This window comes from Phaeobacter sp. CC-HEC084 (genome assembly GCF_059429255.1).
Genome location: NZ_JCAIJQ010000002.1, coordinates 2,420,378 through 2,433,310, shown reverse-complemented (window position 1 = coordinate 2,433,310; position 12,933 = coordinate 2,420,378). Strand labels below are relative to the sequence as shown.

10 protein-coding genes are annotated in these 12,933 nt (G+C 60.0%); 6 read left to right on the top strand and 4 right to left on the bottom strand.

What is annotated here, in order from left to right; translation table 11 throughout:
• Positions 1 to 78 precede the first annotated feature (78 nt).
• Complete coding sequence (locus AC5SSZ_RS11825) at positions 79 to 1,536, bottom strand: hypothetical protein (protein WP_065272815.1); 1,458 nt, start codon at positions 1,534 to 1,536, stop codon at positions 79 to 81.
• Positions 1,537 to 2,248: 712 nt separating this feature from the next.
• Here AC5SSZ_RS11825 and AC5SSZ_RS11820 point away from each other — a divergent pair.
• Both AC5SSZ_RS11820 and AC5SSZ_RS11815 read left to right on the top strand, forming a co-directional pair.
• Entirely contained in the window at positions 2,249 to 2,938 is a 690-nt protein-coding gene (locus tag AC5SSZ_RS11820) for a helix-turn-helix transcriptional regulator (RefSeq protein WP_274839759.1), read from the top strand.
• Positions 2,935 to 3,432, top strand: a complete 498-nt coding sequence (locus AC5SSZ_RS11815) for a hypothetical protein (protein WP_065272816.1) — start codon at positions 2,935 to 2,937, stop codon at positions 3,430 to 3,432. The genes AC5SSZ_RS11820 and AC5SSZ_RS11815 overlap by 4 nt, the downstream gene beginning before the upstream one ends.
• A gap of 61 nt (positions 3,433 to 3,493) precedes the next feature.
• On the opposite strand, the gene AC5SSZ_RS11810 is transcribed toward AC5SSZ_RS11815, so the two are convergent.
• From AC5SSZ_RS11810 to AC5SSZ_RS11800, 3 genes are all read right to left on the bottom strand, one after another.
• Positions 3,494 to 4,642, bottom strand: coding sequence for an aminotransferase class V-fold PLP-dependent enzyme (locus tag AC5SSZ_RS11810; RefSeq protein WP_495438282.1), 1,149 nt, complete (start codon positions 4,640 to 4,642; stop codon positions 3,494 to 3,496).
• 64 nt (positions 4,643 to 4,706) lie between these two features.
• Positions 4,707 to 5,378, bottom strand: a complete 672-nt coding sequence (locus AC5SSZ_RS11805) for an amino acid ABC transporter permease (protein WP_495438281.1) — start codon at positions 5,376 to 5,378, stop codon at positions 4,707 to 4,709.
• A gap of 94 nt (positions 5,379 to 5,472) precedes the next feature.
• The gene (locus AC5SSZ_RS11800; protein WP_065272819.1) at positions 5,473 to 6,282 is read right to left on the bottom strand and encodes an ABC transporter substrate-binding protein; all 810 of its coding nucleotides are present in this window, start codon (positions 6,280 to 6,282) and stop codon (positions 5,473 to 5,475) included.
• A 182-nt stretch (positions 6,283 to 6,464) separates the two neighbouring features.
• Between AC5SSZ_RS11800 and AC5SSZ_RS11795 the strand changes: the two genes are divergently transcribed.
• From AC5SSZ_RS11795 to AC5SSZ_RS11780, 4 genes are all read left to right on the top strand, one after another.
• A complete protein-coding gene (locus tag AC5SSZ_RS11795) occupies positions 6,465 to 7,127 on the top strand; it encodes a GntR family transcriptional regulator (RefSeq protein WP_065272820.1) in 663 nt (220 codons plus the stop codon).
• Positions 7,128 to 7,180: 53 nt separating this feature from the next.
• Positions 7,181 to 7,963 (top strand): amino acid ABC transporter ATP-binding protein, encoded by a 783-nt coding sequence (locus tag AC5SSZ_RS11790; RefSeq protein WP_495438280.1) that lies wholly within the window; start codon positions 7,181 to 7,183, stop codon positions 7,961 to 7,963.
• Positions 7,964 to 8,162: 199 nt separating this feature from the next.
• Entirely contained in the window at positions 8,163 to 9,920 is a 1,758-nt protein-coding gene (locus AC5SSZ_RS11785) for a methyl-accepting chemotaxis protein (protein WP_274839756.1), read from the top strand.
• A 293-nt stretch (positions 9,921 to 10,213) separates the two neighbouring features.
• Positions 10,214 to 12,931, top strand: a complete 2,718-nt coding sequence (locus AC5SSZ_RS11780) for a Hint domain-containing protein (protein WP_495438279.1) — start codon at positions 10,214 to 10,216, stop codon at positions 12,929 to 12,931.
• Positions 12,932 to 12,933: the final 2 nt, after the last annotated feature.

Here is a 12,933-nt window from a genome sequence, read left to right as displayed (position 1 = left end):
GCCCGCGCGATAGATACGCCGCGCGGGCCGGTTTCTAGTGGGGTGCCGGCACGTTGTCCGACACCCCCGGCTGTGGGGTCAGCCGTCGTCTTCGCCGGTCAGGGTGTAGGTCGAGTTCAGATCGTGACCGACGGTGGTCATGTCCACGGTATTGCCAAGGACATTTGCACCCATGGTGATCGACTGGTTGAACGCCGTGGTGTCCAGGATCGCATCTGCCGAGGCATAGGATTCGCCTGTGACGAAGCCGTCATCCCCGTTGTGCGATCCCCACATGCCGCCGCTTCCGCCGCTGCCGCCGTCACCACCGACGGCCATTGCTGCGTCGCCGCCGATCACCGAGGAATGGGCCGCGCCTGCAGTGGTGCTGCCACCAACCGCGCTGCCGGTTGCGCCGCCTGCACCACCGGCTGCGCCGGCTGCACCAGCCGCACCAGAGGCTGCGCTGGAATGTGCGCCCGCAGCGATCCCGCCGCCTCCGGCCATGGCGCCAGAGCTGGCCGCCGCAATCGCCGCAGCCGCATCGCCGCCTTCCAGGAAGTCAAGCAGGCCAAGGTCAATACCACCTTCGACCGCTGATGCACCTGCAGCCGCGCCACTGGCCGCTGCACCGACACCGACGCCAACATTCACGCTGGTGGCATCGGCCGCGCCGCTGGCGCCGCCCTGAGCAGAGGCTGCGCCGCCGCCGCCGCCATCACCGGATTCGACATCGTCTGATTGCGACCAGCCGCCAAAGGCTGCGCCAAGCGCGTCACCGCCGCTGGAACCGGCGTCTCCGCCGCTGGAGCCGCTGCCACCTTCGGCCGCGATGCCTTCGTCAGCCTCTGCCGAGCCACCGGTGGCACTGCCATTCTGGTTGAAGCCGGCGCCGGAATTGGTGACATCCGGATCATGCAGCGAGTCGTTGTCATTGAGCTTGTTGTTCATGACGTTGACGGTGCCGACATCATTGCCCGGGCCGTTGAGCGCATTGTTGAGCAGGTTTTCCAGGTTCACGTCATCGCCGATGTCGTAGTGCATATCGCCGTCTTCGGTCATCAGCACATCACCAATCGAGGAGCCACCCTGCACGTCGATGTCGGCAAAGTCGTCATCGTTGGGCATGTAGCCTTCCATATCGATATCGATATCCACGTCCACGTCCGTATCGGTGGTGTGGGAGCTGTCGGTGGCCGTGCGACTGATATTGGTGTCGCTGTTGGTCGTCGTGGTGTTGTTGTTGTTGGTGTTGCTGTCCGTATTGGTGTTGGAATCGACGTCCTCGTTGTAATCGTAATTCCAGTTGCCATTGGCGTTACCGTTGGCGTTGCCGTTCAGGCTGGCGTTGCCATTGAGGTTCAGGTTGCCGTTGCCATTACCGTTGAGGTTGAGGCTTTCCTGGGACTGCGCCTGACCCTGACCTTGGCCCTGGGCTTGCCCCTGACCTTGTCCTTGGTCCTGGTCCTGGGTTTGTTCCTGATCGCCGTTGTCGTTATAGGTCACCGGGCTGTTGTTGAACCATCCGAGCGCGGTTTGATTGTTTTTGATAGACATTGCTTTGGGTCCTTTGTCGGTTTGCCCGCTGCGACCGTCAGTCATCTCTAAAACGGCCATCTCCGGGCGGTTGAGTTCAGCCGGGCATGTGTGTCCAGCTGGCTTCGGGGAACGCCGCCTTCAGCAGGCATTGGCATTCCGGGCGCTGCAATAAGCGCTGGACCAGAGTGCGCGTGGACCGGGTGAAAAAATAGCTGGATGAAATATTAATGCTCGAACCGGCGTGGTTTCTTTCCGCTTAGAACAAATGGGCAAAGTTTGTAGTGGGATTCGGAAAGTCGGGCAGGGGGCTACTACCGATTCGGTCTATTTCAGCAGAAGCAAGCCCTTTCCACAAAGGACCCAGGTCAGCGGCTGTCAAGAGGATGGTCAGCGTCGCGTCGACTGAAAAAATGTTAGTTAATATAACGTTAAGATTTTCCTGATGCAGGGCGCTCGGCCCCGGGGCAGGCGGCTTCGCGTTAAGTCTAAAGGTTAATATAAATTAGAATTTCACCTCTTGGTTCGATTTGTGTAATGTTTATTCAGAGGTGGTCGCGCCTAACAGCGCCGGGGGGCCATCCCGATGGGGGAAGCTGACATTACCGGCGACAAAAACCGCACCCTTGCTGTTGAGGATTGCGACAGACACCCGATGTAAAAAATATTGCAACATTTGAAGCCGGACTGTTGAGCAGTCGGTCCCGACCTCGATGGGTTGTGGAGTAGTGTTATGAGTGTAAAGTCTATTACGATCCTAGGCGGGGGGGCGACCCTGTCCGAACAATGTGCCCGTGTGATCAAGCAGGAATATGCGGGTGTTCAGCTTATTCGGCTGAAGAGCATCGACCAGTTGAAGATTCTCGAACATTCCGAGGGCATGACTGTTCCCGGTCCAACCTCCCTTGCGCTTGTCGAGCAGGAGGTCATCGAAGAGGATATCGAAAAGGGCCTTGATGCCGTCAAACTGCTGGCTCCGAAACGGGTGGTTCTGGCCTATCACGACGATGATGTCGCTGCCGAGTTCTACCGGCACGTGCGCGGACGGCAGGAGCTAGGCCGTTTCGGGTTCCTGCCGATGAACCTGCAGCTTGATTGCTGGCTGTCGATGCTGCGGTTGCTGATCCTGGACCAGGGCTGCGTTCCAAACGCGCTATTAGCCAAGGTGCGGCCCCAGGCATCTTCCCGGGTGAGCGAGCAAGTCACCGGCGGCTGCCGCTGCGCCGACGCGAACCTCACTCCGCGCGAGAACGAGATCCTGCGTCTTGTGGCGCGGGGCAAGCAGAACAAGCTGATCGCGGCCGATCTCGCGGTTTCGGAGCACACGGTGAAACTGCACATGCACAATATCATGAAGAAGCTGGGCGTGCGGAACCGGACCGAGGCTGCCGGGCTATACTTTAGTGAGGCTAGGACCGGATGACTCTGGCGGCCGATCAGAACTTTTCTCAGTTGCTGATGTTGATCGGTCGCCTCAACTACACCTGGACCAATACCGAAAGCCTGTTCATCCATCTGATTGCGGGGCTGACCGATACGGATACCGAAGCGGCGCTGATCATCTTTCTGACGCTCAACACCACCCGCGCCCGGGTCGAACTGGTCGAGCGCCTGGTCAAGCTGGAGCGCTGTGACCGAGAACTGCGGGGGCGGGTGCTGGAGGCGACCAAGCTGATGATGCGCCAGTCGGCCCTGCGGAACAGGTACAATCACTGCATCTATTCCTTTGACAAGGACGCGGGCATGGCGCGGACAATTCTGATGCGCATTTCCGACCGCAAGGACCGGCTGAAGATCGGGCAGACAAGTGATGTCGATGATCGCGCGATAGAAGAGATCGAACGCACGATCGCGACGCTTCAGGACGTTAACAGCACCATCTGGAAGATCGTTCAGGATTACGGGTTTCCGACCTGACAGGGCCGACCCGGACCGCCGCCGCGCCCGTGGACACGGCGGCGGTGAGGCGTGTGTGGTGTCAGGCGGCCTTTGTCAGCAGGCTGCCAAGCGCTTGCAGGGCGCGCGAAACGCCTTCTTCGGTGGTGATGGTTCCCGGGGACATGCGCAGGATCTGACCGCGTGCATCCATATAGATCTGCTGGGCGCGTAGCTGTTCCAGCACCTCCGGCGCCGGGGTGTCCTGCGGCAGGGAAACCATCAGGCTGCCACCACGCTTGTCAGGATCCAGCGGGCTGGCCAGTCTCAGGCCAAGAGAGGTGAGACCATCGCACAGCTGCTGCGACAGGGCGCGGTTATGTGCCACGAACGCCGCATCGTCCTGCTGCATCCGCCATTGCAGCGCGGGCAGGCTGGCGACCGCAGGCAGGCAGGAGGGGGTGCCATTGTCGAACCGGCGCGCATCCGGGGCAAAGGAAAAGGCATCCAGCGCCCAGGAGAACGGGTTGTCCTGCGAAAACCAGCCACGCAGGTCCGGCTCACACTGGGGTAGTAGACCTTCATCCACGTAGATAATACCGGCGCCCGGCGTGCCACAGAGCCATTTGAGGCTGGTGGAAATCACGAAATCCGCCTTGGGTTTGGCCACGTCATAAGGCAGCAATCCGGCGCCTTGGGTGATGTCGACGCCGATCAGGCTGCCCATCTTGCGGCCATGGGCGGCCAGACGTTCAATGTCGCTGCGGTGTGAACTGGTGGAGCTGATCCAGGTGAGCAGTGCCAGCCCGACGTTTTCGTCCCATTCGGCCAGAATATCGTCATCCTCGACCCAATGGGCGCCCTGCCGCATGGCAACGGTCTGCAGGTCGAACTCGTAGCGTTCGGAAAGACCGCTGAGCAGGAAGTGCAGCGACGGAAAGCCATCCTCGGCCACCAGGACCTTTTTGCCTTTCAGTGTTTCGGCAGGTAGGGCCCCGATCACCGACATCAGTGCGGCGGTCACGTTCTCGGCCGTGGTAAGGGTGCCTTGCGGTGCCTTGATCAGCTGGCCCCAGAGGTCGATGAACTGCTGGCGCTTGTGCAGGATCTCGCCCCATTGTCCGTCGTCGAAGGCGGCCCAGGTCTGGGCAAAATCAGTCAGCCCGCGGGACAGGTCGGCCTCTTTTTCGGGGTAGTGGCCGATGGAATGATACAACAGGTAGGCGTCGCCGCCGCCGGAAACTGCGGACATGGTCTTCTCCGTGGAATGGGATTGGGCGCCGGGGGCGCCGGGAGTGGGATGGCTCAGCCGGGGATTAGCGGTAGCCACGTTTATAGCGTTGTTCGAGCCAGCTGGTGAAGCGGACCAGGGGCCACAGGAAAGCGGCATAAATGGCCGCAGCCAGCAACAGCGGGGTCGGGTTGGCAAACAGCGCCTGCGCATCAGTTGCCTGTTTCAGGAGGTCATCCATCGCCACCACCGAGGCTAGCGAGGTGTCCTTGATGATCGCAACACAATATGACGCCAGCGGCGGGATCATCATGCGAAAGGCCTGCGGCAGCACGACCTTGCGCATGGTGGTGAGAAACGAAAGGCCAAGCGCCTCGGAGGCTTCGAACTGGCCCTTTGGTACCGCTTCGATGCCCGCGCGTACCACCTCGGCGGTATAGGCGGCCAGCACCAGTGACAGGGCGATGGTGGCCGCGACGAAAGAAGAAAAGACGATCCCGGCAAAGGGCAGGGCGTAATAGACGAGGATCAGCACCACCAGCACGGGGATCGCGCGCAACAGGTCGATGTAAAAGGTGGCCAGCAGCCGGAAGGGTTTCGCGGCATAAAGCCGGACCAGACAGATCAGCACGCCAAGGCTGCCACCTACCACAATTGCGGAAGCGCCCAGAAGAAGCGTGTTCAGCAGGCCGCGCATCAGGATGGGAAAGGCGCGCTGCATCACGTCCAGATTGAAGAAGATATCGAAAATTTCCATGTGATACTCTGCTGTCTGTAGGACGTTGGGCCAAAGGGTTGGCCCGGCAGGCGCAGCGAGGGTGGGCGATCCCATCCCCCGCTGCGCCCAACGTTTAGTCTGCCGAGGTCGGGACTGGCAGTGGGGTCACGGTCAGGCTGTCGGCCTTGGGCGCAACGTGAAACCATTTCTCGTAAAGCTTCGCCATGGTGCCATCGGTCTTCATCTCTGAAATCGCGTCGTTGAAGGCCTCAAGGCGTTCCGATCCCTTGGGCATCATGATGGCGAATTTGTCGCCGGTCGGGATCTCGGCCGCAATGGACAGGCCGGTCATGTGTTCCTGATTGAAGGCATAGCGTAGGCCGACGATGTCATTGACGGCCGCGTCGATACGACCGCTGCGCAGATCCGTCAGCATGTTTGCGGTGCTGTCGTAGCTGGAATAGGACGCATAGCCGATTTCACCTTCGCGCTCTTTCAGCCAGTTTTCAGGGAAGGAGGTCGCGATGGATCCGACCCGCTTGCCGCCAAGGTCCGCAACGCTGGCGATGCCTGCGCCGTCCTTGGTCCCCACACCCAGAGCGCCGGAAAAATAAGGCTGGGTGAAGGATTGCGCCTCAAGCCGTTCGTTGGTGATGGTGAGCGAGGAAATCACTGCATCCACCCGGCGCGAGGCGGTAGCGACGAACAGCGCCCGGAAGTCGAGTCCGCTGATCTCGGCTTCGGCGCCGATGCGAGAGGCGATTTCGTTGATGATGTCGACCTCGAAGCCTTCGAACTTGCCGTCTTCGTTCTTGTACTCCCAAGGCGGGTTGGCCGGGTAAGAGCCGATCTTGAGCGTCTCCTGCGCGGTTGCCGCAAGGCCGGATACCGCGACCAAGGCCGCTGCGGCCAGTCCGGTAAGCATTCGAGTTTTGAAAGTCATGGGAAACCCCCCTTGTTGAAGCAAGCTGCGCGGTTGATTGGGCTCCGCGCTTATCGTCTACGGTAGTCAGAATCAGTATACGGCTTCAAGCTTTTATTTTAAGTATAAACCTTTTCAGGCCTTATATGGCTGTGTATAAAGGGATTAGTTTGTTGTTTCTGTATACGAAAGTAGGGGCTCACATGTCGGATACACCCAAGCGGCACATGAAGGATGTGATCTATGATGCCTATCTGGGGCGCATTCAGCGCGGTGAGCTGACCCCCGATGACCGTCTGGTGGATACCGCCATTGCAGCGGAGTTCGAGGTGTCGCGGATGCCGGTGCGCGATGCCCTGATGCGGTTGACGCACGAGGGCTATCTGGCAAGCACCACCCGGGGCTTCACCCTGCCAACGCTGGAGCCGCGACAGATTCTGGAAATCTTTGAATTGCGACGCCTGTTGGAGCCCCGGGCTGCCGCACTCGCCACGCATGAGCTGACGGCTGATGATTTCGAGCGGATGCAGCAGGCCGTTACCCTGTCTGAAAGCACGCTTGAGACAGGAGACATAGAGGCGCTCTACCGTGCCTCCGAGGATATCCGGCGGACCTGGGTCATGGCGGTTCCGAATGCCGAGCTGCGCGACACGATCCAGCGCTACATGGTGCAGATACAGGCGGTCCGCATGGCAACCCTGCGCGACACCCAGGCGCACCGGGTACTGGTCGCCTTTCACCGCCGCATGCTGGAGACTTTCAAGAGCCGCAGGAGCGCGGATGTGGAGCTCTTGCTGATGCGTTTCGTGCTGGCCGGGGAGGATAGCTACCTGCGGGTATCGGGCCGTGAGGCGGACACAGAATGAACCACCGGCGCTAAAGCGCGCGCCGCACTTCAAAGGCTTTTCAGAGGCAGAACATGACCAATCCGACACTGACCAATCCGGCACAGACTGAGGCGCGCGAAGAGGCCGTGATCCAGATTTCCGGTCTCAACAAATGGTATGGCGACTTTCACGTGCTACGGGGGATCGACCTGACGGTGAAGAAGGGTGAGCGGATCGTCATCGCTGGGCCATCAGGATCGGGTAAATCCACGCTGATCCGCTGCATCAATCGGCTGGAGGCCCATCAGGAAGGGCAGATTGTCGTCGATGGCACCGAGCTGACCTCGGATTTGAAGAATATCGGGCAGGTGCGGTCCGAGGTTGGTATGTGTTTTCAGCACTTCAACCTGTTCCCGCATATGACGATCCTGGAAAACTGCATTCTGGCGCCAATGTCCGTGAGGGGCCTGTCGCAAGAAGAGGCCGAGGCCACTGCCCGCAGTTTTCTGGCAAAGGTGCATATCGAGAACCAGGCAGAGAAATATCCCGGGCAATTGTCCGGTGGTCAGCAGCAGCGGGTGGCCATCGCCCGGGCCCTGTGCATGCGGCCCCGCGTGATGCTGTTTGACGAGCCGACGTCGGCCTTGGACCCTGAGGTCATTAAGGAAGTTCTGGACACCATGATCGAGCTGGCAGAAACCGGAATGACCATGGTTTGCGTAACCCATGAAATGGGATTTGCCCGGCAGGTGGCGGATCGGGTGATCTTCATGGATGAGGGAAAAATAATCGAGGAAAACACGCCAGAGCTGTTTTTTTCTGCGCCACAACATCAACGGACCCAGGGTTTCCTCAACCAAATTCTTGGCCATTGAGGGGGGGCGCCCGGCTGCTCAGAAAACGGAATGAATGCGGAAAATTGAACCTGTTTTCCGTTTGATTCACCTTTCCAGAGGGGCGGGGGTAACCGGATATACATTAATTTTACCTAGCGTGAAGATCTCCAGGGCGTGTGTTGTCCTGCAACAGCACGGCTATGAGCGCTCTGTGAAGGCTCCAAATAGGTAAGTAACTATGCACCGTTTCTCTCTGCGCACTCAGGTTTTCTTATTGGGCGGCACCTTTGTTGCCATGCTTGCGGCCATTGCCGTGACATCCTGGCTCGTAAGTAACCGTCTCACCGAAAGCATCTATCAATCCCGCCTCGTGGTCGCTCAGCTGAAAAGCCTGGACGACATGAAAGAAGATATCGAACAGGGGCTGGCCGATCTTCTGGCCTATACCGGCGGCGATAATGCCGGTCTGGCCGGTCTGCGCGGCAACATCGAAGAGGTCGTTGCCGAAGTCGAAGCCGCCAAAGGTCGTTTCGTCGATGTTTCCATCGCCAGCGCACGGCAACCGGATGTCTTCAAGACCGTGATGACTCTGACGCCGACCTTGGACAGCTTTGCCGCAACGACCGCGGCTCTTGAACGGGCTGCACCCGAAGAACGGCGGGATCTGGCCTATGCCGAGATCGTTCCGGCCATCGCCCTCCTGCGTGATACCGTGAATGGCCTGCAGGACACGATGGGTGAGCGCACACAGGCGGTCGAAGCCGAAATCACTCAACTGATTGAGCGCAGTCGTCTTTTGCAGCTCGGTATCAGCGTTGCCGCTATGGCCGGTGCTCTGTTCATGGCGCTGGTGTTCGGTGTGCTTCTTAGTCGTCCCATCGTCGAAGCCGCTCGTGCGGTGAAGCGGCTGATGGACGAGGATTACAGCAGCGAAATCGCGGATACCCATCGTGGCGATGAAGTCGGGGAGATTGCCCGCAATCTTGCCGGGCTGCGTGACCGGCTTGCCGAAGCGCAGGTGACCGAGCAGAAAAACCAGCACGAGAATGCACGCCGGGTGGAATTGTTCCAGATCCTCAGTTCGTCGATGGCGCGACTGAAGGGTGGTGACATGCAGCAGCGCATTCCTTCTGGCGACTGGGTCGATCTGGGTGAAAGTTATGAAATGCTGTGCATCGACTTCAACGATCTGGCCTCGGCGCTGGGCGATCTTGTCGAGGAATTGCGGATCAGTGCCGGCGCTGTGGATCAAAACGCCCGCAGCCTGTCCTCGATGTCCGATGAAATGTCGCAGCGTGCCGAAACCCAAGCCGCTACTCTGGAAGAATCCGCTGCCGCGTTGGAGCAGCTGTCGGCCAGCGTACAATCGGCTGCAGAACAGGCACAGGCTGCTGATCAGCAGGCCAAGGCCGGGCGCACCCGCGCCGAAAGCGGTGGTCAGGTCATGCAGGAGGCCAAGGCGGCGATGAGCTCGATCGCAGAAACCTCGGAAAGCATCACCAAGATCATCACCGTCATCGACGATATCGCCTTCCAGACCAGCCTGCTTGCGCTCAACGCTGGCGTCGAGGCTGCGCGGGCGGGTGAAGCGGGCCGCGGTTTCGCTGTTGTCGCCTCCGAGGTGCGCGGTCTGGCCCATCTGGCGGCCAAATCAGCTAATGATATCAAGGAACTCGTCGGCAGCAGCGCCAAACAGGTTGCGGAAGGTGAACGCCTGGTAGAGGCAACCGGTGACACGCTGAGCGAGATCGTCAAGAGCGTCACCGAGGTTTCTGAGCTGGTGTCCTCCATCGCCTCCTCTGCAACTGAACAGGCCTCGGGCCTGCAAGAGATCAACGTCGGCGTTGCACAGCTGGATCAGGTCACGCAGCAGAACGCGGCCATGGTCCACGAAACGATCGGGGCAAGTCAGAAAATGCAGAGCGAATCCTCGCGTCTGACCGACCTGTTGCAGCGTTTCGCAGGCACTTCGGACGCGGAACAGCAAGCGGCCTGAGCGTCGGCTTGGCGATGCGAGCCTCGTTAAAGCGAGACACCCCGGCAGCTGCGCAGGCTGTCGGGGTGTGTATTTCGGGGAGGCGCCGCAAGCGGCATCTCAGAACCTGTGATGAGCCGGATCTGCCCCTACGCAGTGCCGATGGATACTGAGCCGAATACAAAGACCTTGGCGCTGATTTACGTTTTTTTACCGACATGTCTGTAGATGTTGCCGCTGGTGCTACTGCGGACCTTTGTAAACCGTTTCCTGTACTGCCTCTGACCCGAACCGCATGAGAATGAGAAAACACCATGGCTGAACCAGACTGGTTATCCGACCTCGTTGCATCCCTTACCGGCGGTAAGGGTAACGACCACATGGGCGGCACCACCGGCGATGACACGATGAGTGCCGATCTCGGTGATGATACGGTTGCCGGTGAAGAGGGTGATGATGTCATCGACGGCGGTGGCGGCGACGATATTATCTTTGGCGACATGGGTGACGGTTTCGACCAGGGCATCGATGCCAGCCCGTTGGAGCTGAAGCTCAGCAACCTTCAAAGCGTGTCTCACGATGGCTGGACCGGTTCTTCTGGCGACAACGCCGTTTTCAGCGACATCGCAACCCTGGAGGACGGCAGCACGGTCTGGGGCAGGTTGGTTCTGGTCGAGAAATCCAACCCGAACATGTGGGTCGAATTCGGCTATGCAGAGGGCGCAGAGGTCCTGCTGGACGGTGATCAGCCGGGGGACCGGGCGACCTTCCGCCTGGAATTCTTTGACCCGGTAACCGGCGACCCGATCTACCTGAATTCGACTGCGACATTCAACGATGTGGATGACAACAGCTACGCGGGCGATGCAGAGGCGGTCATCATTGATGGCAACAGCTTCACCTCCTTCGGGGTGTCGGCGGATTCCTCGCTCAACACCTCGATCGATGGAAATATGGTCACCGCGACCGGGACTGAGCTGAACGATTACACCGATCAGGACGCCTGGTTCTCGGCCGGCTTCGAAGACCGTTCCTCGATCGAGTTCACCCTGCAAACGCGCGACGGCCTGGCCGGTTTCACACTATCGGGTGATGTGATCGACGATGCGGTCGTCACCACCATCGAACAAGGCAATGACACGGTTCTGGCAGGTGATGGTAACGATGTGGTCTTTGGCCAGGGTGGGGATGACTCCCTGTTCGGGGAGGAAGGTCATGACAGCCTTGATGGCGGGGCTGGCAACGATTTCATGGAAGGTGGGATCGGCAACGACACTCTGATCGGCGGGGATGGTGCGGATACGCTGGCCGGTGGCGATGGCGACGACTATATCGAAGGTGGTCTTGGCAACGACTACATGACCACCGGGATCGGCAATGACACGCTGATCGGTGGCGAAGGCGATGACACGCTTAAGAACTCGGCCGGGGATGACAGCCTTGTCGGCGGCGTTGGCAACGATAGCATCGTTGCGACCGATGGCAATGATACCTTGGAAGGCGGAGAGGGCAACGACACCCTTTACGGTGGCAATGACAACGACAGCCTTGATGGTGGTACCGGTGACGATTCCATGGATGGCGGCACCGGCAATGACACGCTGATCGGCGGCGAGGGCGACGATACGCTCAAGAACTCGGCCGGGGATGACAGTCTTGTCGGCGGCGTTGGTAACGACAGCATTGTTGCAACCGATGGCAACGATACGCTGGAAGGCGGCGACGGCAACGACACGATGTACGGTGGCAACCACAACGACCTGCTAGTAGGTGGCGCCGGGGATGACCTGATGTTCGGTGAGGCCGATGCGGATGTCTTTCAGATGTCCGACGGCTTTGGCAATGACACCCTCACGGGCGGCGAGGCCGGGGTTGACTACGACACAGTCGATATGTCGGCTGTCACTACGGGCGTTTCGGTCACCTACACCGGCAATGAAGCCGGGACGATTACCGACGGCGCCGACACGATTACCTTTTCCGAGATCGAAGCGCTGACCCTGACGGATCAGGCCGATGTGGTTGATGCTTCGGCGGATGCTAGCGGCGTGAAGATCGATTCCGGCGCGGGCGATGACACCATCAAGATGGGTGCCGGGGATGATTCCATCACCAGCGGCGCCGGCTATGACCAGATGGTGCTGACCACCTCGGGCGGCGTCGATACCATTGGCGACTTCGACATGGGGGACGATGACAGCGACTCGTTCTTCAACGACCAGCTTGATGTCTCTGAGCTGACCGGTGGCACCGGGCCGGATGGGGCCATCCGCACGATTGATGTCACCGTCACGGACGATGGGTTCGGCAACGCGCTTTTGTCTTTCCCGGGCGGTGAGAAACTGGTGCTGAGCGGCGTTGCCCCCGGGGATATCTCATCCCATGCCCAGCTGATGTCTGCGGGCATTCCCTGTTTCACGCCAGAGGTCCTGCTGGCCACCAGCCGCGGCGCCGTGCCTGCCGGGCGGATCCGGGTAGGGGATTTGCTGCAGACCGCCGACAACGGTTTTCAGCCGGTGATCTGGGTTGGCAAACGCGAGTTGAGCCCGGCCGAGCTGGCGCTGCGACCGGAGTTGCGCCCTTATTGCCTGCGCCCGGATGGCTTGCTGCGGCCAGAGCGACCGATGCTGTTGTCGCCGCAACACCGCCTGCTGGTCAACCGCCGCACCTTTGACCGGGAGACACCGTTTGGCGAAAGCTTCCTGTCGGCGAAACTGCTGGCGGAGGTCGACGAGAATTGCGGCCAGCTCTCAGAGGTGACGGGACCGGTCACCTATGTGCACCTGATGACCGAGCGGCACGAGGTGATCTTTGCCGAAGGCATCGCGACTGAAACCTTCTGGCCTGGCCCCGAAGCGATCCGCGGGCTCTCTGCCGAGGATCTGCGCGAACTGCTCTATCTCTTCCCTGAACTGGCCGCCGTGCACGGGCTGACGGGTGAAGAGGGCCGCGGATATGTTCGCACCGGGTATGGAGATCTGGCACGCCAGTCTCTGAAGAGGCGGGACCTGCAACACCTGCCAGCCGCCTGATG

Bases quoted from the DNA above. Each gene is read 5' to 3' on its own strand.
- AC5SSZ_RS11825 (WP_065272815.1), bottom strand. From the start codon at position 1,536: ATGTCTATCAAAAACAATCAAACCGCGCTCGGATGGTTCAACAACAGC.
- AC5SSZ_RS11820 (WP_274839759.1), top strand. From the start codon at position 2,249: ATGAGTGTAAAGTCTATTACGATCCTAGGCGGGGGGGCGACCCTGTCC.
- AC5SSZ_RS11815 (WP_065272816.1), top strand. From the start codon at position 2,935: ATGACTCTGGCGGCCGATCAGAACTTTTCTCAGTTGCTGATGTTGATC.
- AC5SSZ_RS11810 (WP_495438282.1), bottom strand. From the start codon at position 4,642: ATGTCCGCAGTTTCCGGCGGCGGCGACGCCTACCTGTTGTATCATTCC.
- AC5SSZ_RS11805 (WP_495438281.1), bottom strand. From the start codon at position 5,378: ATGGAAATTTTCGATATCTTCTTCAATCTGGACGTGATGCAGCGCGCC.
- AC5SSZ_RS11800 (WP_065272819.1), bottom strand. From the start codon at position 6,282: ATGACTTTCAAAACTCGAATGCTTACCGGACTGGCCGCAGCGGCCTTG.
- AC5SSZ_RS11795 (WP_065272820.1), top strand. From the start codon at position 6,465: ATGTCGGATACACCCAAGCGGCACATGAAGGATGTGATCTATGATGCC.
- AC5SSZ_RS11790 (WP_495438280.1), top strand. From the start codon at position 7,181: ATGACCAATCCGACACTGACCAATCCGGCACAGACTGAGGCGCGCGAA.
- AC5SSZ_RS11785 (WP_274839756.1), top strand. From the start codon at position 8,163: ATGCACCGTTTCTCTCTGCGCACTCAGGTTTTCTTATTGGGCGGCACC.
- AC5SSZ_RS11780 (WP_495438279.1), top strand. From the start codon at position 10,214: ATGGCTGAACCAGACTGGTTATCCGACCTCGTTGCATCCCTTACCGGC.